The 20,746-nt window shown below is 56.8% G+C and carries 18 protein-coding genes and 1 pseudogene; 4 read left to right on the top strand and 15 right to left on the bottom strand.

All coding sequences use genetic code 11. From position 1 onward, the window contains the following. Positions 1-21: 21 nt before the first annotated feature. Positions 22-426 (bottom strand): annotated as a pseudogene (locus tag MJ257_RS04760) (alpha/beta hydrolase family protein); the annotation flags it as partial. Positions 427-738: 312 nt separating this feature from the next. Between MJ257_RS04760 and MJ257_RS04755 the strand changes: the two are divergent. The 3 genes from MJ257_RS04755 to MJ257_RS04745 all read left to right on the top strand — a co-directional run bounded on the left by MJ257_RS04755 (position 739) and on the right by MJ257_RS04745 (position 4,992). Continuing rightward, on the top strand, positions 739-1,755 hold the full coding sequence (locus MJ257_RS04755) for a LacI family DNA-binding transcriptional regulator (protein ID WP_240268158.1): 1,017 nt from the start codon (positions 739-741) through the stop codon (positions 1,753-1,755). Between the two features lie 313 nt (positions 1,756-2,068). After that, a complete protein-coding gene (locus MJ257_RS04750) occupies positions 2,069-3,517 on the top strand; it encodes a tagaturonate reductase (RefSeq protein WP_240268157.1) in 1,449 nt (482 codons plus the stop codon). Beyond that, positions 3,505-4,992, top strand: a complete 1,488-nt coding sequence (locus MJ257_RS04745; protein WP_240268156.1) for a UxaA family hydrolase — start codon at positions 3,505-3,507, stop codon at positions 4,990-4,992. Before MJ257_RS04750 ends, MJ257_RS04745 begins: the two co-directional genes overlap by 13 nt. A gap of 56 nt (positions 4,993-5,048) precedes the next feature. On the opposite strand, the gene MJ257_RS04740 is transcribed toward MJ257_RS04745, so the two are convergent. From MJ257_RS04740 to MJ257_RS04710, 7 genes are all read right to left on the bottom strand, one after another. Further along, positions 5,049-6,482, bottom strand: a complete 1,434-nt coding sequence (locus MJ257_RS04740; RefSeq protein ID WP_240268155.1) for an MFS transporter — start codon at positions 6,480-6,482, stop codon at positions 5,049-5,051. Positions 6,483-6,501: 19 nt separating this feature from the next. Further along, positions 6,502-7,149 carry a cysteine hydrolase family protein gene (locus tag MJ257_RS04735; RefSeq protein WP_240268154.1) on the bottom strand — a complete coding sequence of 216 codons (648 nt, stop codon included), beginning with the start codon at positions 7,147-7,149 and terminating at the stop codon, positions 6,502-6,504. Between the two features lie 20 nt (positions 7,150-7,169). Continuing rightward, positions 7,170-8,204, bottom strand: coding sequence for an ABC transporter substrate-binding protein (locus tag MJ257_RS04730; protein WP_240268152.1), 1,035 nt, complete (start codon positions 8,202-8,204; stop codon positions 7,170-7,172). A 55-nt stretch (positions 8,205-8,259) separates the two neighbouring features. Further along, positions 8,260-9,162, bottom strand: a complete 903-nt coding sequence (locus MJ257_RS04725) for an ABC transporter permease (protein WP_372489741.1) — start codon at positions 9,160-9,162, stop codon at positions 8,260-8,262. A 38-nt stretch (positions 9,163-9,200) separates the two neighbouring features. Then, entirely contained in the window at positions 9,201-9,983 is a 783-nt protein-coding gene (locus MJ257_RS04720; RefSeq protein WP_240268151.1) for an ABC transporter ATP-binding protein, read from the bottom strand. Between the two features lie 123 nt (positions 9,984-10,106). Further along, a complete protein-coding gene (locus MJ257_RS04715; RefSeq protein WP_240268150.1) occupies positions 10,107-10,487 on the bottom strand; it encodes a Na-translocating system protein MpsC family protein in 381 nt (126 codons plus the stop codon). Between the two features lie 204 nt (positions 10,488-10,691). Beyond that, positions 10,692-10,865 (bottom strand): hypothetical protein, encoded by a 174-nt coding sequence (locus MJ257_RS04710; RefSeq protein WP_240268148.1) that lies wholly within the window; start codon positions 10,863-10,865, stop codon positions 10,692-10,694. 252 nt (positions 10,866-11,117) lie between these two features. On the opposite strand from MJ257_RS04710, the gene MJ257_RS04705 reads away from it, so the two are divergent. After that, positions 11,118-11,459: a cupin domain-containing protein gene (locus MJ257_RS04705; RefSeq protein ID WP_240268147.1), complete on the top strand. Its 342-nt coding sequence runs from the start codon at positions 11,118-11,120 to the stop codon at positions 11,457-11,459. A gap of 71 nt (positions 11,460-11,530) precedes the next feature. Here MJ257_RS04705 and MJ257_RS04700 read toward each other — a convergent pair whose 3' ends face one another. The 7 genes from MJ257_RS04700 to MJ257_RS04670 all read right to left on the bottom strand — a co-directional run bounded on the left by MJ257_RS04700 (position 11,531) and on the right by MJ257_RS04670 (position 20,726). Continuing rightward, positions 11,531-12,502: a Gfo/Idh/MocA family protein gene (locus MJ257_RS04700; RefSeq protein WP_240268183.1), complete on the bottom strand. Its 972-nt coding sequence runs from the start codon at positions 12,500-12,502 to the stop codon at positions 11,531-11,533. A gap of 134 nt (positions 12,503-12,636) precedes the next feature. Further along, positions 12,637-15,327 (bottom strand): carbohydrate-binding protein, encoded by a 2,691-nt coding sequence (locus MJ257_RS04695; RefSeq protein WP_240268146.1) that lies wholly within the window; start codon positions 15,325-15,327, stop codon positions 12,637-12,639. 96 nt (positions 15,328-15,423) lie between these two features. Then, entirely contained in the window at positions 15,424-16,692 is a 1,269-nt protein-coding gene (locus MJ257_RS04690; protein ID WP_240268145.1) for a glycoside hydrolase family 125 protein, read from the bottom strand. 21 nt (positions 16,693-16,713) lie between these two features. Further along, positions 16,714-17,811 carry a glycoside hydrolase family 76 protein gene (locus MJ257_RS04685; RefSeq protein ID WP_240268144.1) on the bottom strand — a complete coding sequence of 366 codons (1,098 nt, stop codon included), beginning with the start codon at positions 17,809-17,811 and terminating at the stop codon, positions 16,714-16,716. Next, positions 17,811-18,896, bottom strand: coding sequence for a glycoside hydrolase family 76 protein (locus MJ257_RS04680; protein WP_240268143.1), 1,086 nt, complete (start codon positions 18,894-18,896; stop codon positions 17,811-17,813). Before MJ257_RS04680 ends, MJ257_RS04685 begins: the two co-directional genes overlap by 1 nt. Positions 18,897-18,915: 19 nt before the next feature. Further along, a complete protein-coding gene (locus tag MJ257_RS04675) occupies positions 18,916-19,842 on the bottom strand; it encodes a carbohydrate ABC transporter permease (protein WP_110945133.1) in 927 nt (308 codons plus the stop codon). Continuing rightward, positions 19,839-20,726: a carbohydrate ABC transporter permease gene (locus MJ257_RS04670; protein ID WP_240268142.1), complete on the bottom strand. Its 888-nt coding sequence runs from the start codon at positions 20,724-20,726 to the stop codon at positions 19,839-19,841. The genes MJ257_RS04675 and MJ257_RS04670 overlap by 4 nt, the downstream gene beginning before the upstream one ends. Positions 20,727-20,746 lie beyond the last annotated feature (20 nt).

Genomic DNA, 20,746 nt, shown 5'->3' with positions numbered 1-20,746 from the left:
CTCACCGGCGGAGAACTCCCCCTACTGCGCGGAACGCACCAAATGCCTTGCGATAAATTCCAGCCAGGCAGCCCGCATTTCCGCGGTTTCCATATGGCCGCCGCCGGTGATGACGGTCTGCCAATGGTCCGGCTTCCCGGCTGCCGCGTAAGCTTCGCGTAAACCCTGTTCCAACAGCTGCACCCCTTCGAACGGGCATAACCGGTCGTTTCGGCCGACAAGGCTGAGCCGGGGACGGGGAACGATCAGCTTTTGGATATCGAGGGTCGTAACATGCTTCAACAGCCCGGGGACGTAATAGTAAAACCCGTGTTGCTCCAGGCCGCGCCTGGCGATCAGGGTTCCCGCATCGACCTGCCCGCAGAGGTCGACCACGACGCCGATCCGCTCGTCGAGCGCCGCCAGCCACCAGGCCATCAGGCCGCCCGACGTGGATGCTTCGCGAATCGGGACGATCGGCATGTCCATCGCTCCCGCTTCAGCAGTTGGACCGTGACCGGCATATCGCCGGTCGGCAACTCCCCAAGCAATTCCCATAGCTTCGACCGAGGCTCCTCCACTCGCATATCCGCTCATCCTTCCTGTTTCACTTTCTGTAATGATAGCGCTTACATTTGGGCGTCGGCAATTTTTATTTTCACGTGTGCATAGCTTGTTTTTCTTGACTTTTTGAGGATATGGGGAATAGAATGATAACGTGAAAAATAACTAGTGACTCTCTGCGAAAGATGAGGTTCTATGATTACGATCAAAGACATTGCCCGCGTGGCCGGCGTGTCCCACACCACGGTGTCGCGGGCGCTGAACGGCAGCCCGTTGATTAAGCCGGAGACGCGGGACAAAATCGAAAAAATCGCCGCCGAAATGAATTACGTTCCCAACGTCAGCGCCAAAAGTTTAGTGATGAAGAAGACGTATACGATCGGACTGTTTTTCTCCAGCATCGATCAAGGAACATCCGCCAGCTTTCTCGTCGATGCGATTAAGGGCATTCACCGCGCGCTGGACGAGAACTATAGCCTAACCGTGCACGGGATCGACGGCATCCGCCATTTGGAGGGAATATCGCCGCACCGCTTCGACGGCATCCTGGTCATGAGCCAAAGCGATGCGGATAACGCGTTTATTTACCATGTCAAGAAGGCGGGCATTCCGCTTGTCGTCCTGAACCGCCATCTGGACGATCCCGGCATCGCCAACGTCGTGGCGAACGACCGCGAAGGCGTGCGGGAAGCGATCGATTACGCGATCGGCCGGGGCCATCGGCGGTTGGCGATCCTGGAAGGGAAAGCGGGCTTCCGATCGGCGGCCGAACGAAAGCAGGGTTTCCTGGAAAGCTTGCTCGCGCACGGACTCTCCCTTCCCGCCGAATATCAGGCGGCCGGGGATTACAGCATCGACAGCGGGTTCCGGAGGATGCTCGCGCTGCTGGAGCTGCCCGATCCGCCGACGCTGGTGTTTTGCGCGAACGACGACATGGCGATCGGCGCGATGAACGCCTGCTTCGCCCGGGGCGTGAGCGTGCCGGATCAGGTGTCGCTGATCGGGTTCGACGATATCGTGTTCGCCAGTTACACGAATCCGGCCCTGACGACGGTCCGCAAGCCGGTCGCCGAGATCAGCGAGCTCGGCACCCGCAAGCTGATCGAGCTGTTGCAGCCCCCGGGGCCGGGCCAAGCGGATAAGGAGCAGTTGCGGGACACCCTGTTCGTCCCGACGACGCTGATGATCCGCCAATCGGTGGCCGGGATTTAACGGCTGACGGTTGACGCTGGCGGTTGCAGCGCCGAATCTTGCTAGCTGGCATGAATAGAATAACGGCTGCCATGCAGTTATTTTCGAGATTTCGACGCATCCAGGGAATATAGTTGCAGAAATGCAGTTATTTCCGGTCGATATCGCTCTACCTAGACAGATCACCAGAAATAGCTGCACTATAGACGCTATTTGCCCATGATCGGCGATCAAATCGAGTATAGCTGCATGCAGGCAACTATTTTCCGGCTTCGGCTGCACCTCATTTTGTTCACGTGTGCATAATATCCCAAATAAAGGAGTCGTGGAGCCCATGGATACGCAGCTTTCGCTTTACCCGCTCTTATCCCGAACCCTATTCCCCGATTTGCCCGCCTATCCCGAAAAGGTGATCCAGTTCGGCGAAGGCAATTTTATGCGCGCCTTCACCGCCTGGCAGGTGCAACAGATGAACAAGCAGGGCCGGTTTCAAGGCAGCGTGGTGATGATCAAACCTCAGGCCAGCCCGGTATCCGAGCATTACGCGAAGCAGGATCACCTTTACACGGTGCTAATGAACGGGATCGCGGAGCAGCGAGTCGTCAACGAACACGAGATCATCCACTCCGTCAGCCGGCTAATCAGCCCGTACGCGGAATATGATCGATTTCTTGCCCTGGCGGAGCAAGATGCGCTCGAGTTCATTACCTCGAATACGACGGAGGCCGGCATCGTCTACAATCCGGACGATCGCTTGACGGACGCGCCGCAGCGCAGCTTCCCCGGCAAACTGACCGCCCTGCTCTATCGGCGTTATCAGTTGGGGAAAGCGGGTTTTACGATCATTCCCTGCGAGCTGATCGACCGCAACGGGGAGAAGCTGCGCGAGATCGTGCTGCGCTACGCCGCGGATTGGAATCTCGGCGACGGGTTTACCGAGTGGCTGGAACGGGAAAATACGTTTTGCTGCAGCCTCGTGGACCGCATCGTTCCCGGGTTTCCGCAGGAGAAGGAGGAACAGCTGGAGCGGAAGCTTGGTTATCGCGACCGCCTGATGGTGACCGCCGAGCCGTACCTGCTCTGGGTCATCGAAGGTCCGTCCTGGCTGCCCGAACGGCTGCCGCTGGCCAAGGCCGGATTGAACGTTATCTTCACCGACGACCTGCGCCCGTACCGCGAGCAAAAGGTCCACCTGCTGAACGGCCCTCACACGGCGATGACCGCTTTAGGCTTGCTCGCCGGCTTGGAGACCGTGGAGGAAGTGATGAATGACGAGGATTTATCCGTATTCGTCAGGGAACTGATGGAGGAGGAGATCGTTCCAATGCTGGATTTACCCAAGGTAGGGCTGCTAGCTTACGCCCAGGCCGTGCGGGAACGTTTCATGAACCCGTTTATCTGTCACGAGCTAGCTTCGATCTCGCTGAACAGCATCGCCAAATTCCAAACCCGGCTGCTGCCCGCGCTCCTGCGTTACCGGCGGGAACGCGGCGAGCTGCCGAAGCGGATCACGTTAGCCTTTGCCGCGCTGCTGATCGGTTACCGGGGCGACCGGCTGGAGCGGAAGGACAGCCCGGACGTGCTCGCCCTTTTCGACGAGGCCTGGGCGCAGCCCGCTGAAACGATCCCGACTCTTTTACGGGAAGCCAAACTATGGGGCGAGGATTTGTCCGGCATCCCCGAACTCGTCAGTACCCTCGAGCAATACGTCCGGAAACTGGACGCTTTCGGCGCCCGGGCCACGTTACAATGGATAGGAGGCGGCAGCCCATGCGGCGATTAATAAGAATGAATCCGCGCGACAACGTTGCGGTTGCTTTGCGGCCGATCGCAGCCGGGGAGGAGATCCGGCTGGACGAGGTGTCCGTTCAAGCCAAGCAAGACATCCCTCAGGGCCATAAAATCGCGTTGACCGGCATCCCCGCCGAATCGTCCGTCACCAAATACGGCTACCCCATCGGCCATGCCGTTACGGCCATCGTCCCAGGCGAATGGGTGCATACGCATAATGTGAAGACGAATTTGGCCGGCGAGGAGCAATACGTATATCAACCCGACTTGCATCCCGTGATTTACCCGAAACGCCCGCTAACCTTTCAGGGCTACCGCCGGACCAATGGGAAAGCCGGCATCCGCAACGACCTGTACATCGTGCCGACCGTCGGCTGCGTGAACGGGATCGCCGAGCAAATGATCAGCGCCTTTAAGGCGGAGCATCCGGATCTTGGCCCCTTCGACAACATCACCGTGCTGAAGCATCCCTACGGCTGCTCGCAGTTGGGCGAAGACCACCTCATGACGCGCAGCATTCTCGCGGATGCCGTGCAGCATCCCAATGCGGGCGGCGTGCTGGTGTTCGGCTTGGGCTGCGAGAACAACGTCGTAGCCGAGTTCCGCCAACGTCTGGGCGATTACGACGAGCAGCGCGTCAAATTCCTCGTTGCCCAGGAGGTCGAAGACGAGCTGGAGGCCGGTCTGGCACGGCTCGAAGAGCTGACCGAAGCGGCCCGGGACGACCGCCGGGAGCCGATTCCGCTCAGCGAGCTGAACGTGGGGCTGAAATGCGGCGGCTCCGACGGTTTCTCCGGAATTACGGCCAACCCGTTGCTTGGCGCTTTTTCCGATTTCCTCATTTCCCAAGGCGGTTCCACGATATTAACCGAAGTCCCTGAGATGTTTGGGGCCGAGCAGATGCTGATGGCCCGTGCGGAGAGCCCGGAGGTGTTCGAGCAAATCGTCGCCCTCATCAATGATTTTAAGCAATACTTCCTGTCCTACGGCGAACCCGTCTATGAAAACCCATCGCCCGGCAACAAGGCCGGCGGCATCAGTACGCTGGAGGACAAATCGCTGGGCTGCACGCAAAAAGCCGGGACCGCCCCGGTGGTCGACGTGCTGAAATACGGCGAGAAGCTGCGCAAGAAAGGACTCAGCCTGCTGCAAGCGCCGGGCAACGATCTGGTAGCCTCCTCCGCGCTGGCCGCCGCCGACTGTCAGTTGGTCCTCTTCACGACCGGACGCGGCACCCCGTTCGGCAGCTTCGTTCCCACGGTAAAGGTCGCGACCAACAACGACTTGTTCGCCCGCAAGCGGCACTGGATGGACTTTAATGCCGGCACCTTGCTGGATACGCCGATGGAGGACGTGCTGGAAGAATTCATCGCGTACGTCATCGCGGTGGCGAGCGGGCAGCAAACCCGGAACGAACAGAATGAGGTCCGCGAGCTGGCCATTTTCAAAACCGGGGTCACGTTGTAAACGGTTCACACCAATAAGCCATTGCCCGGACGATCAACGTCCAGGCAATGGCTTGTTTAGGATGGCGATACCGTCTCCTCGTGGTGACGACGGTGCCGTGCTTGACGAATTGTAACAAGAAGGAGAACTAAGGAACCTAACACCAACACCAGACAAAGGACGAAAACCATCCGGTAACCGTCTGCGCCGGCAATTAACGCGCCGCCCGCCGCAGTGCCGAACATCATGCCAAGATTACGCGACAACGCTAGTAAACTACTGATTAATCCCAAATGGCCATTCTCCACGCGGCCCATCACCAGGCTCGTATTGGGCGAAGTGATCATCCCCATGGAGGCTCCAAGCAATACAATCAATGTAATTAGGAGAAGCATCGGATATGAGGATGAAAGAAAACCTAATGCAGCTAACGTCCCGGCCATCGCCAACAATCCGGCCGTCAGCAGCGGCAAGGAGCCGTGCTTGTCCGACAAACTGCCGAACAACGGGGAAGCGACGATCAACGCCAGCGGATAACCCATCATCATCAATCCGGCCATCGCCGGCGGGGTACCCAGCTCATGGCGAAGAAAAACCGGCAATACGAGTTGCGCCGAAAAAGCGGCCATATACGTAACGATGGTGATCCAGATCCCGGCATTTGTCGCCGCATCCCCGAGCAGCTTGAGATTGATGAACGGGGAGCCGTCTGCCCGCTCCTGTACCTGCGGGGGGGCGACAGGGGCATCTCTTACCTCCACGCCCCACCGGGAGGAGAGACTCCACATGGCAAACCCGGCGGCACAACCCGCGAACAATAGCAACAGCACCACCACAGGCAGGGAGCCCCATCCCCATTCCGAGCCTAGATGAATCGCTGCGACAAGGCCTGTTAACGAAGCACCGAACAGCAGGGCTCCGGTTACGTCGATGTGTCCCTGCTTCTCCGGCTTATCCTTCGGAATAAATCGCCGGGCCATCATCCAAGCCAATAACGCGGTGCCGGCCAGCAGCCAGAAGCATGCCTCCCAGGATATCCATTGAATCAGCACACCTCCCAGGCTGGGGCCGATCATCGAACCGGCGGCCACGAAGGTGCTGATCATGCCTAAGGCTCTCCCTCTCTTCTCGGGAGGAAACAGCGATACGATCAGCGCCATGTTTGTCGCCTGATACATGGAGGCACCAACACCTTGCACGATTCGGAAGGCAATCAGCCAGCCCAGTGACGGCGCAAGCGCGCAGCCGAGCGCCCCTAACGCGAAACCGAAGTAACCCAGATTATGCACGGACCGCCGGCCTCGGATATCCCCGAGCTTCCCCATCACCGGCAGGAGCACGGAAATGACCAGTAGATAAGCCGTAACAACCCATTGCGCGGAGGCTAGGCCTACCTGATAATCTCCAGCAATATCAACTAGCGCGATGTTGAACATGCCGGCGGAACAGTTGGATAAAAAAGCTCCCGTACAAATGATATATTGAACCAGCGTACGGTATTTGCCGTTCATGTTCATGACCCCACCTGCTTTACACTTGCGTCATCGTCATCGGGTTCGCGGTCGCCTTCCAAGCCCGTTCCCACAAGGAAATCACTTGGCGGGTGTCCGTGACTTCTCCGAAATATCCCTCGATATTTTTCATCGTCATTTCATGAGCCTGATTCGAATAAGAGGCGCAAGCATCGCGAAGCAGCACGATGTGATAATCCAGCATAAAACCGTCCCGGGCCGTCGATTCCACGCAAACATTGGTGCTGACGCCGGTCATGATCAGCGTTTCGATCTTCTGGCTCCGCAGTATCGAGTCGAGCCGAGTATTCACAAAAGCGCTGTACCGGTGTTTGTTAACGACAGCCTCACTTGGCTCGGGCGCAACCTCGAAGAAATCAGCCCCCCAGGTGCCCTTCCGGCATACCGCCATCGATTTTCCATTAGATCGTTCTTTCCAAGCTTCGGAGTCGGTCGCTTCTTCATGAAAAGTCTGGATAAAAATAACCGGCACCCGGAATTCTCTGGCAGCCGCCAGCAAACGATGCATATTCGGCATCATCCCTGCGACGGCACCAACGTCATTCCCCGCTTGGGCTAAAGCCCCCTCCGGGTGACAGTAATCATTCTGCACATCCACCACCACGATGGCCGCACGGCTGTTCAGCAGCTTATGATCTAAATTCACTTCGTTTCACCTTACCTTCCTTAGTTGGATGAATTGACGAACTGCATATCGACCAATTGATCATAGGCGTATTCTCCCGTAAAAATCCCGGTTTTGATCAGCACGTCCATGTCCTGTTTCACGGCGGCTTCCGTGATGAACCCGTCCGGACTCCATAAGCTGTCCGCATAAGCACGATCAAGGGAGGCCTGAATCGCAGCATCGGATAACGTTGGGAACTCGGCTTTCATATTTTTCATCGCCAGCTCCTTGTCCTTGTTCACAGCCTTTAGCGCCTCGATAATCGCATCGGTGAACAGCTGCACCGTCTCCGGATCCTCTTCGATCGTCGACTGTTTGACACTGAGCACGGAATAAGAGAAATCGCCGAAATCGTGGAACTTATAAAAGGGTTCGCCCCATACGTCTTTGGATATCCCGTCGCTGATTTGCGGCTCCGCCCCATTGCCGATGTCCGCCGCTCCTTGCTGCACCATCGTCACGACCGTCGAGGCATCAGCCGGCTCAAGCAGGGTGACGTCCTTTTCCGGATCCAGCCCCAAGTAGATCAGCAAATAACGGATCAGCAAATTGGGAGTACCGCCATGACGTCCGGCGTTGATCTTCTTCCCCTTGAAAAATTCTTTCAAATCCGCCTTCGAATCACTGACCGGGGCCAGCCCCTTCTTGGCTACCAAGTATACGTTGGCACGGTTAACGACGTTTACGATCGACACGATCGGGTCGGAATTTTTCTTGTTGGCCAGTGCATTGGACTCCGTCCCGCCGATGACTCCCCATGCGTCACCGCTAACGACCGCCGTGACGTGAGCTCCGCCGGCAGCCTGAATCACTTCCACGTCCAGTCCCCGCTTCTTAAAGTAACCTTCCCGTTGAGCCAAATAAAGCGGAAGGTATCCCGTGGAATGAACCGGTTCGGCGATCACGATTTTTTTGAGCTGTGTGCTCCCCTCCGCCGCCTCCGCTGTTGGCTCGCTACTCCCTCCGCATCCCGCGAGTAAGCTGCCAGTCAAAGCCAATCCCAATAGTAACGGTAACATTTTACTTTTTTTCATCCGACTTCCCCCTCATGGACATTTTCTGATTCCGGTTGACTGACAAGTCTCTCCGCTACTTGACGCCTAAACCTTTAGACAACCCTTTTTCCAACAAGATGACCCCCCAATACATCGCCATGGAGAGCACTGACAAAACCACCACGCCGACCCATACCAGATTGATGTCAAGAATCGTCCCCGCATACATGATCATTCGCCCGACACCTTGACTGGAGGCAATAAATTCGCCGACGATGGCCCCGGCAAGCGCCAGAGCAATGTTGATACGCAAGCTGCTGATGATCCAGGGCATCGACCACGGAATGACGACTTTGGTAAATACCTGCCAGCGTTTAGCCCCTAGCGAATACATCAACTTCTCCATGTCCGGGTCTACGCTTTTCACCCCGCTGTAGGCGGACAAGGCCGATACGACAATCGTCATGGAGAAAGCCAGCGCCACTTTGGAAAAGAAGCCGATCCCCAGTAAAATGACGAGTACAGGCGCAAGAGCCAGCTTCGGCATCGCATTCAAAATAATTAAGTAAGGTTCGCTGATGCCGGCATAACTCCGCGACCACCAGAACGACAGGCCTAGCAAAGCACCGCATAGCGTTCCGAACACAAAACCCAGCACGGTTGAGCCCGACGTATAGGCGATATCCCCCAGCAAGCTGCCTTCCGACACCTGCAGCCAAGTCGTTTGCCAAATCGCGCTCGGACTGCTCCAGTAATATGGATCAAGCCAGCCGATCCGGGTGAACACCTCCCAGATGATGAATAGCAGGACAGCCACGGCCAGCCTCCCCCAGCCGATCCTGCGCGCTTTCTTCCGTTCCGCTGCCTCCTCATCATAAATAAGCGGTGCAGAATCTGATGTAGACAGTGTCTTCATCTTTTTCTCGGCAACCGTTACCGCCGCATCGGTGGGCAGAGAATGGATCACAAAGGTCGATTTCCGTACAGTTTCTTCCACGCTTCATCCCTCCAAGATCGATATTTTTATCCAAACGGTCAAAGCGCGAGTTCTTCCTCCGCATGTCCCGCCGATAACTGGTCAAGCAAGAGATGTTTCAGTTCCATAAAATCCGGGGAAGTCATATCCTCCGTTTTGCGCGGACGCTCCATCGTTACCGTTATTTTCGTTTTGACCCGGCCCGGTCGCGAAGAGAATACATAAATGTCGTCGGACAAGTAAATCGCTTCATCGATGTCATGCGTAACGAACAACACCGTTTTTCCAAAGTCGGTCCAAATTTGCAACAGCCAATTTTGCATCGTAAGTCGGGTCTGTGCGTCAAGCGCGCCAAACGGCTCGTCCAGTAAAATGATGTCGCGGTCGTAAAGCAGTGTCCTGAGCAGCGCAGCCCGCTGCCGCATTCCTCCCGATAATTCCTTGGGATAATGCTTGTCAAAGCCCTTGAGTCCGTACTTCTCCATCAGAGGCAAAGCCCGATCCACCGCTTCCTTTTTCGGGACGCCCCGGACTTCCATACCCAGAATGATATTGTCGAGAATCGTCCGCCAGGGAAGCAGCATATCTTTTTGCAGCATGTAACCCACATATCCCGTCTTCCCAACAATGTTCTCCCCATCCGCAAGCACCTCTCCGGTCGAAGGCGGAACGAGCCCGGCAATAATGTTGAACAGGGTGGACTTGCCGCAACCGCTCGGGCCAATGATGCTGACGAACCTCCCCGCTTCAATCTTCAGGCTCGTTTCTTGCATGGCAGGGATATCCCGGCCGTTTCGGCGAAACCATTTACTGACTCCGTTAATTTCGATTTTGGTTTGCATGTTCCACTCCCCCACTCTTTTCATTTTCATATCTGGTTATAAAAAAAATCGCCAGTTAAAACCCATAGCGCATCCTAACGATGGCGCTGCGAGTCCAAACTGACGATTGGCCGGCTCTTACAATTAGCGAAGTTCCGACGACTCCTTCAGATAATGCTCCACGTCGCGATCCAAGACGACGATCGTACCGGAAAATTCGGTCTCTGCATCGTAATCTTTGAGTACGGCGACGATATTCAGTTGAAATTGCCGTTCGAGAGCAGCCTTAATCTCCCGCTTGAACACCTGAAACAACAAGTAATCCAGCTGCCTTGTGGACTGGGGATAATCCTCATCCAATAGCTTTAAGATCGGCACTCGCCCATTCAAAGAAATAATCACGATTTTGTTGCCGACGAAATCCACTTTTTGCTGTTTTACACCCACGTTAAATATTTGCTTATTTATCGCGTTGTAAATCCTCAAAATGTCCTGCTTCCATTCGCCTGCCGTTAAGATTGCCATATCCACACCCTCCTTCATGTAAGGGATTCTATCATAAACCTTGGGTGTGATTGGTTAAACTATCATTCTTGTGATTAATTATAGGCGATTAGATGGCATTGTCAATACATTTACGTCAAAAAATAACATTCACCCCCGAGGATGTAATGTTATTTAACATAGAGATAACATTGAAATATATGGCTTAGGATTAAACGTGTCAAATCAACCGGTGAGCAAAGCCAACCTGTCGATCTGCTGGTATAACCGCTCTGCCTCGTCCGCCAAGCTGGGTTGATTCAGCCGGATCGACATGGCCAGCAGCCGGTCGGCTTTCTGTTTGAGCTGCTTGATCTCCATCATGACCGCCTCTTGATCCATCCCCGGATAACGTTTCACGAGCGTTACTCCTTTCACCACATTTTCAAAAAACATCCATTCGCTTTCCTCCAATTTACTTCATTTTGCAGTAGTGGACGTTGCCTGGAGTTTTGAAATAGGACATTTTTTCGCATCCTTGATCTAGATCAAGAATAAGTCGGCGGCTTGATGTTAACATAGGAGACAGGAAGACGACGTTCCTAGCGACGATGAAACGTAAAAGCCAATACCATCACCCGGTCCAAGCGGCCGGTCAAGGAGGATCTATCCATGGAAAAGCTTGCGATAACCGGGCTCCAGGACTACCAAACCGAGAAATTCACCAAACGCATCGCCTTCAAGAAAGGCGAAAGCGTCGTATTCGTACTGAACTTTATGCCGGGGCAAGAGCTGCCGACCCATACGCATCCGAATACGGACGTGTTTATTTTGGCCTTGCAAGGCAACGGGTCCATCACGGTGGACGGCGCAACCTCGCCGCTGGCTCAAGGCGAAGCGCTGCACCTGGAGGGAGCCGAGGCCTTCTCCTACCGCAATGACGGAGCCGAACCCGCCAGCCTGTACGTTGTCTTAACCAAAGTCCCTGCACCGGAATACGCGCAGAACATTTAACGCGAATAAGTCCTGCACATGCCAAGGGGCGCCAGCTATCTAAAAGTAGCTTGGGCGCCCCTTGGGTCTTTTTAGAATACGACCGAGCGTTTGACTTGAACCGACTGATAAGCGGCCTCCATGATCCGAGTTAATTCCACGGCCTCACGGATATTCTCCTCCGCCGACGTACCGTTTTGGATATGACTAACCCATTGCGCAAACGCGCCGGGGCGGTTGGCCGGAAGCGGCAGCTCCTGCCAGCGTCCGGCCTCTTCCTCGCCCTTCGCACCGGTCCGCAGCAGCAGCTTCGGCTCGGGGGTCCCGTACAGCAAGCTGCCCTCGGTGCCGTGAACCTCGATGGTAAACGGAGAATACGGATTCACGAAACCCGTCTCGGCGATCCCCACAGCCCCCGATGCGGTGCTTAACGTCAACACGGCGTTATCTTCCACCGGCTTGCCCGTCACATATCCGAACTGCGCCGTCACTTCGGCGGGTTCTTCTCCCAAAAACAGGCGGGTCAAATACACCGGATGGCAGCCAAGGTCAATCAAAGCCCCTCCGCCGCAATCCACCGGGTCATAGAAATGCTCCGGCAGCCAACCCGCGATCGCGCCGTTGTGGGATAAGCGCACGCGAACCTGGGTGACGCGCCCGAGCAGCCCTTCCCGAAGCGCTTCCGAGATGGCCAGCGTATATCCGTCATTCAGCCGGGGCAAGGATACCGTCAGCTTGACGTCGTTTCGCGCGACCTCGTCCAAGATCTCCCGGACCTCGCTTAAGGTCGGGGCCACCACTTTTTCGGTAAAAATATGCTTCCCCGCCCGGGCAGCCTGCACCATGACGTCCCGATGCAGCCTCGTCGGCGCATCCACGATGACCGCATCGATGCCGCTGTCCAGCATTTCTTCTAATGAATCGAAATAGGGAACGCCCAGCTTCCCGGCCTGTTCCTTGCCCCGTTCCGGGTTCTCGTCCCAAACCGCCGTGATCTCGGTGTCGGGATGCGCCAAGGCCTCCTTCGTATAATCCCATGCATGCACATGCCAATAACTGATCATGCCAATTCGAATCGCTGCCACTCACCATTCCTCCTCGGAAATAATGTCCAATTGATTCCCTCTAAATGTAACACAACCCGGAGCAAAAAACAGACCGAAGACTGGACCACGTCCGCCTCGGTCTGTTTGGGATCTTACTTGAAAAGGAGGTCTCCCAGGGAAACGGAGTACCCCTTGGAGACGTTGCCGGAAGCGTCAACGGCTTTGAACTGCACCGTGTATCCTTTCGGATTATTCACGTCCGGCAGCACCGTGGTTTGAACGCCGCGCGCCACCTCCATCGTATGGCCGATCTGCTTTTTGTTCCTAAGCAGCATGATTTGCACCTTCGTCCCGTCCATATCGTACGGACCGTCCCAATATAACCGGATTTGTCCGCTTTCCCTGACCGCGCGCACATGCTCAACCTCCCCCGGAGGCGTATGATCGCGGGGCGGCTCAGGAATCACGGGCGGCGCCGTGAATACGGCCGGATCGCCAAACGTGAACTTATCCAGGTTAAACAGCCAATCCGAACCTTTGAAGAGCAGGAATACGATATGTTTGCCGCGGACCGGATGGGTGACTTCCGCCGAGAACACCTTGAACTCCTGCCAGCCGCCGGTCCCGGTGACCTTCGTCTCCGCAATCAAGGGGCCGCTCGGACTGTCCAACCGCACCTCGATCGTCCCGCCGGCGGTATCGCTGGCCGCATTGACGTGGAATTGCGCCGTTCCGCCGCCATCGCCAAAGTCAACGAAGTTATACATCGCAAAAGGCCGGTTAGGTCCGTACATCCCGGCGAGATACGTTTGCCCCCCGCCTTGCTCCGTGCCGAAACCCGAACCGCTCGTATAGCTTTCGGCCTCCAACTTGCCATAAGCATCCTGTGCCTTGCCTTTGACGGTCGTAAAGCTGAACCAGTCCAGATTACACGGGAAATCACTGCCGTCCGCGCCGTGGAACACCAGGTAGACGTCATGGATGCCGGCCGCCGCCGTGTCGTCGATCGTGGACATCACGTCGATCCACGTCGCCCAGTCGCCTATAGCGGGAATCTCAAGGGTGCCGACGGTTGGCCCGTTCAGGCTGTCCAGCTTCACCTCGATTGTTCCGCCGCGGTTCCCGCTCGCGACATGCGCCGTGATCCCGGCCGCGCCGCTGCCGAAGTCGATACCCTCATACCGAACGTACGCGCCATTCGCGATCCCCTCCAGGAAGCCGTGCTCGCCGTTTCGGCTTACCCCTGAGCTGGCGTCGAATTCGCCGGCCTTCCGTTTGGCATAGGCATCGGTTCTCGTCGGATCGGTCTCCGTAAACCGGAACCAGTTCAAGTTAAACAAGTAGTCGTCATTCGCTTTGACAAACGTGAAGTAGACATCGTGTTTGCCGGTGACAGTCACCGGGTTGCCTTGGTCATCTTTGAGCACAGCAACAGCATCGATGAACTGATTCCAGCCGCCCGTGCCTTCGACCCTGACCGTGCCGATCTTCGGTCCGTCTTCGGCGTCCAGTCGGATTTCGATCGTTCCGCCGGACGTTCCGCTGGCTGCCCGGGCGATGAAGCCGGTAGCTTCCGTCGTCCCGAAATCGACGTTTTTGTAAACGGCGGTGTGTCCATGCTTTATTCCGCCCAACTGCAAGGTGCCTTCCGCACTGCCCTCCAGAACGAAACCTTGGCCGATGTTGTATTTTTCCGCTTCAATTCGTTGATAGGCCGGCTTCACCGGATAAACCGGGACCGTGGGCTTCGGCTGCACGACCGTCAGTGCCTGAACGGCGCTGGAGGCGGCCCAAGATTCATAAGTGCCGGATAACAGCCGCCCGATCCAGTTGCCGTCGACGATCCCCTCTTCGTTCCGATGGCTCCAAGCCATGGCCGCGTTAAAAGCCAGCCAATCGTCGAACTTCCGCTCAAACTCCCGGTCAGCCCGGGATTTGCTGCCGTCCACCGCTTGCTGCAGATGAGCCAAATTGCGCAACAGAATCGTTTTGCCGCCTTTCAGGTCCCCGTTCGGGCCTTCATAACCCAGCAGCCCATTGGCTTCCGTTTGATGCGTCATCGTAAATTGGGCGGCCTTGATGGCATCCTCCAGATACACCTTGTCGCCGGTGACCCGATGCAGCATGGTGGCGGCACCGATAAACGTCCCCTGATTGTAATGCGTGGCATCCGGTACGGGTCCGCGATCCGGTTCGATCCGGTCGAACACCTTCCCGTTTCCGTCCGTCAGCATCGTTTTGCCCCAACGATAAATGCGGGTTGCCGCCTCCAGATAATGCGTGTCTTCCGTGATCTCGTACAGGAACACCGCCGCTTCGGCTGCCGGGAAGTTAATGCAGGCGTTCTTCGTGACATGCTCGCTGTTCAACCACCACAGACCGCCGTTCGCGAACGCGTCATCCCACTGGGTATCGTACACAAAATCAAAGTAATATTTCGCCTTGTCCAGGTAGCGGGCTTCCCCGGTGATTTGATAAGCTCTTGCGCTGGCCATCGCCCACCACATGATGTCATCGTTAAACGGATTGTTCGTCCAGTCTTCCCCATATTTGAGGACGGCGCCGTCGAATATTTCGTCGATCTGGGCGCGAAGCTGCGCCTTCAGTTCCGGGTCCGACGTGCGAAGATAGGCGTCCATGACCATTTCCCATAGTTCGGCTTCCACCCAGAAGCCCTGGTAGTTGGAGCCGCGATTGGAATCGGCCCAATAGTACTTGGCTTGCGGATCCCAGAACTTGGCGTTAAAGGCGCGGATCGCAGCGTCCGCATCGGCGGGACCGAAACTGGCCGCTTGGGCTTCCGGGGCCTTCGCTCCGGTTAACAGCGATATCGAGAGTGCCATCGTTAACGTTAAGGCAAGAAATTTCGACAACGTTCTTTTCCCCTGATTCCGGTTCACGGCAAAACCTCCATTTGCGGATTCATTCCGTATTGAAAGCTAGCGCATGGCAATTTCCAGACCGCATAAGCTGAGCACGAATTCGACGAACATGGCGTTGGACCAAGAGAACCATTCCCGCGAGTATTCCGAAGGATGATCCTTGTGGAAACCTTCATGCACCAAATTCGTTCCGGCATCGGTTCGTTCGAACATGCCCAGGATGTCCAGCTTTTCCGTTTCATCGAGCGCAGTGATCCCCTGGATAGACAAGGCGATGTGCCAGATGTAGTCCGGGGGAGTATGCGGGCTGCCGATCCCTTTGGCATAAGTTCCTTCATAGTAGTAAGGATTGCGGCGGCTAAGGATCATCCGGCGCGTGTTCAGATAAATCGGATCGTCCTTGCTGCAGTAATCGAGATACGGTAGCGACAACAGACTAGGCACATTGGCGTCATCCATCAGATTCACCCCGCCCAGCCCGTCAACCTCGTAGGCGTACACCTTTCCAAACTCCGCGTCCTCGATGACGGCGTACCGTTCAATCCCCTGCCGAATGTCCTCCCGCAGCGCGCACACCTCATCGGCGAAATCGTCGTCCCCGTAAAACCGCTCATTGATCTCCAGCAAGTAGCCCAGCACAACGATCGCAAACAGGTTCGACGGGACGAGATAGCCGTATTTGCAGGCGTCGTCGCTCGGGCGGAAGCCCGACCAGGTCATGCCCGTGTACGCCACCGGTCCGGGGAGTTGATCCGTTTCCCCGCTGTTTTCCCGCACGAACGTATATTTCGAGCGTTCCTCGTGCCGCTGCTCGGTCCGCCAGGTATGCAGGATCAATTCGGCCGCTTGCTTGAATTCCGGCGTGAAGTGGCGGGTTTCCCCGGTATTTTTCCAATAAAGGTAGGCCAGCTGCAAGGGATAACATAACGAGTCCACCTCGTATTTGCGCTCCCAGATCCAGCCGGACATTTCCGTCAAATCCGATTGATGGCCGCGAAAATTCTCGAATTCGTTAAACGCGTTGGCGTACGGATCCCGCAGGATCGATTGACATTGCGTCATCAGCACGCCTTCGATAATCTCGCGCAAGCCGGCATCCTTCGCCGCCGGAATGAGATACGGCCGGAGCTGGTTGACGGAATCGCGCAGCCACATGGCGGGGATGTCTCCGGTCAGCATGAACACCGTTCCGTCCTCATGGCGGTGAATGGTCGTTTCCAGCGTATTTTCGTAACACCGCTTGAACATCTCCACGATTTTCGGGCGATGCTTCATCTTCGTTTCGACCAAACGGATGATATCGGTTTGGGTCAGTTGCTTCGTCATGGTCATTCTCCTCCGTGTCGTCTAGTGGTCGTTGGGGTTGTTCGACGGCTCCGTTTCCTGGGCGGTTATTTCGCTTTGCGCCTCCAGCTTTGCCGCCGCTTCCAGCAGCATCAAGCCGCTCAGCTGAACGCTGAGCTGGACCGGCAGGACGGGCGGCTCCTTCCAGGAAGGGCCGCACAAAAGGGGGCTCTCGAGCAACCCGTCGGATCGGAGCGTCTGCGCATTGGCGAGTATGAGCTCCCGAACGCGCGGACACGCCGGGTCGATCTCCAGAAGACGGACGAGGTAACGAATGAGGATCCCTTTAAACAACCCGGTATCGTCGATGCCTTCCCCGGGAAGCAGCCCGGTGCCGGGCTCAGCCAGCTCCTCGAAACAGGCGGCGGCGGTCCGTCTGGCATCCTCCAAATACGCCGATTCGCCGGTGATGCGGTACAGTTCGACGCCCGCGCCGATAAAGACGCCTTGGCAATAAGTGAACTTCCAGTCCTTGTCGATCGTTCCGTCCCCGGTGCGGTTCATGCCGTCCCAGACAAAGCCGGTTTCGGGGTCGACGAGATGCGTTTGGTTCCAATCGTAAATTCGTTTGGCCCAAGCAAGATCGTCAGGCCGTCCGGACAAGCCGTAGAGCCGGGCAGCAAGAATCGCAGCGGGCGCGTTGGCCGGGGTATTTTTGTAATCGAGCTGATCCTTCTTCCACGCCATCCCGCCGCCGCAATGCTCATTCCAAGCCGTTTGGATGTCCGCCCACAGCTCCAGCACCTTCTCCTCGTACCAAGGCTCGCCGGTCGCCCGGTAAGCCCGCAGCAGCGCCAGCGCCGTCCACTCCATGTCGTCGTAATAGTTATGAGTAAACGTCCCGCCGTTGTAACGTTCCAGGCTGCGGCAAAACCGCCGCATCCGATCCGGCAGCGCCGGATCGCGGGTCCGCTCGTAGGCGTCCACCAGCACGTCGAGGACGTGGGCTTGCCACCAGTAGTAGAAATTTTCGCCCGTCCGGCCCGCCGCGCGCGGATACCACTGGTCCAGGATGCCGGTCTGCTCATTGCCATAGCAGTCGAAAAGACCGCGGTGCATGCGTTCCGCCAGAGGGGCCCAGCCCAGTTCGCGGGTGTCCATCACGTCGTCTCCCCTTCGGGCGCGGCATCCGGCGTTAACCCCGAGGCCGCCTCCATCAGCATGACGCCGCTCAGCTGCGAACTGAGCGACACGGTCGCCTCCGGTGCCGGGCCTCGGCTCCAATCCGTACCGAACCGCGGTTGTTGCGGAGCGGCCAGCCGGCTCCAGGCGCGTTCCGCCTGAAAGCCGACGTACTCGGCGACTTCGCGATGGTCCGGTACCGCTTGGGCCAGCTGCACCAAGTAGCGGATCAGGATGCCTTTGAACAGCCCGGCATCCCCGTCTCCCTCCTCCGGCAGCAGGCCGGTTTCGCTGGAGGTGAATTCCTGGACGACCACGCGGAACGTGCGAAGTGCCGCCTCCAAGAAGGCCTTTTCTCCGTTTACCCGATACATCTCCACCGAAGCTCCAATGAAGACGCCTTGGCAGTAGGTGAACCGCCAATCTTTGTCGATCGACCCGTCCCCGGTCCGATTCATACCGTCCCACACCAGGCCGGTAGCCGGATCGACCAAGTTCGCCGCCTGCCATTCGTAAATCCGCTGCGCCCAAGCCCAATCGTCCGGATGGCCAAACGCTTGGTACAACCTGGCCGCCAGGATGACGGCGGGGGCGTTGGCCGGGGTGTTTTTATAGTCCAGCTGCGATTTCTGCCAAGCGATCCCGCCGCCCACCTGCTCGTTCCATCCGGTTTGGATGTCCTGCCACAGCAGGAGGGTCGCCTCCTTGTAGCGCGGTTCGCCGGTAGCCTGATACGCGCGCAGCCAGGCGAGCGCCATCCATTCCATATCGTCGTACAGCTCATTGGGCCAGGCGCCGCCGTTGCGCCGAAGGAGGCCGTCGTACAGCTCCTCCAGCCGCCGGGCATAGAGCCGGTCCCCCGTGCGCCGCAGTCCGTCAACCAGCACGTCAACCGCATGCGCCATCCACCAGTAATGAAAAATCTCGTTGCACGCCCCGTTTTCGCAAGGCATTTGAATATTGTACATCTGGATCTCTTCGTTCCAGAACCCTTCATCCAGCGCGGTCTGGGCCAGATCGGCCCGCTGCCGCCGCACGTCGGTATCCCTCGTGGTGGTCTTCATGTGATCTCTCCCATCTGTCCTATCCCTTGATTCCGCTAAAAGCAATGCCCTGGATAAAATACCGCTGCAGGAGCAGGAACAGCACCAGAATCGGCAGGATCGCCACCAGCGCTCCCGCCATCATCGGCCCATAGTCCGTCTGATAGTTGTACGAAAAAGCCTGCAGCCCCATCTGGATCGTCGCCTTGGCCGGATCGTTCAGCACGATCATCGGCCACAGGAAGCCGTTCCAGCCCGCCTGGAACGTGAAGATCCCGAGCGTGGCCAGCGCCGGCTTGGTCAGCGGCAGATAAATGCGCCAGAAGATTTTGAACTCGCCGCAGCCTTCGATCCGTGCCATTTCCATCATGTCTTTCGGCAGCGTCAGGAAGAACTGGCGCATGAAGAACACCGCAAACGTGCCGGAAGCCCCCGGCAAAATGATGCCCCAAAACGAGTTCATCAGTCCGTTCCCGCCGCTGCCGAACAGGTCGTTTCCGCCGACCAGCGGAATATGGCGCAGCACGTACACGCTTGGGATCATGGTGACGATCCCCGGCACCATCATGGAAACGAGCAGGATCCGGAAGAACGGCTGATTCATCCGGAAGTTCAGCTTGGCGAACGCATAACCGCTCAGCGAGCCGAAGAACAGGTTGAACAACACCCCGACCGCCGCCAGCAAAAAGGAGTTCCAGAAATAAAGGCCGAAAGGCACGGTCGTAAACGCATTGTAGTAGTGCTCGAAAGTCAGGTTCGTCGTGAACCATTTAATCGGCATGGAGAACATCTCTTCATCCGGTTTAAAGGAAGTAAGCACGCTCCAGTAAAAAGGCAAAAACATGATTACGGCGATGATGGCGCCGACCGTATAAAACAGCGCATTGGCTAATCTCTTCTGCATCGGTACGCCGAGTTGCACATGACGGGTGCCGACGCTCGTTCTCGTCGTCTCTTGATTGGTCATACGATCGGCTCCTCCGCTTTGGTGATTTTCATGCTAACCAGCGAAAATACGAGAATCGCCATCGCCAGCACGAACGCCTGCGCCGAAGCATACCCCATCTGCAGCTGATTAAAGCCTTGCTGGTAGATCAGGTATACCGGGGTTTTGGTGACGTTGGCCGGCCCGCCCTGCGTTAGGACGAACGCCTGGTCAAACAGCTGCAAGGCACCGATGATCGACAGGACGCTGACGAGGAACGTCGTCGGGCGAAGCTGCGGCCAAGTGATATAGCGGAAGCAGGCGAACCGTGACGCCCCGTCCAGCCGGGCCGATTCGTACAGGTAATCCGGCACGCCCTGGAGGCCAGCCAAATAAATGATCATGTTGGAGCCGACCGATTGCCACAACGTCATGACGATGATCGACAACATAGCCGTTTCCGTCTGCGACACCCAAGCCGGGCCGGTAATGCCGATATACGAGAGCAGCCCGTTGATGAGACCGTATTCGGGATGCAGCATCCAGATCCACACGGTGGCCGCGGCGACGGCCGAGGTCAAGGTTGGCAAGTAGTAAAACGTGCGGAATAGCTTGACCCCGCCCTTCTTTTTGTTAAGCAGCATCGCCAGCAGCAAGGAAATCAACAAATTCAGCGGTACGAAAACAATCGCGTAATAGAACACGTTCAAAAAAGTCTGCCAGAGCAGCGTGTCGCCGATCAGGCGGCGGTAATTGTCCAGACCGACCCAATCGTTGCTGCTCAGCACGTCATAATTGGTGAAGCTGAGATATAGGGCCATCACGACGGGGATGACCATGAATACGGCAAACAACAGCATGGTTGGTGTAATGAACAGATAGGCCATTCGGGCCTGATGCCGTTCGAGCTTATTGACGGATGCCATTCTTCGCTCCCCTTTCAGAG

It is taken from the genome of Paenibacillus timonensis, from assembly GCF_022427145.1.
GTDB lineage: Bacteria > Bacillota > Bacilli > Paenibacillales > Paenibacillaceae > Fontibacillus > Fontibacillus timonensis.
This window is presented reverse-complemented; position numbering and strand designations above follow the sequence as displayed.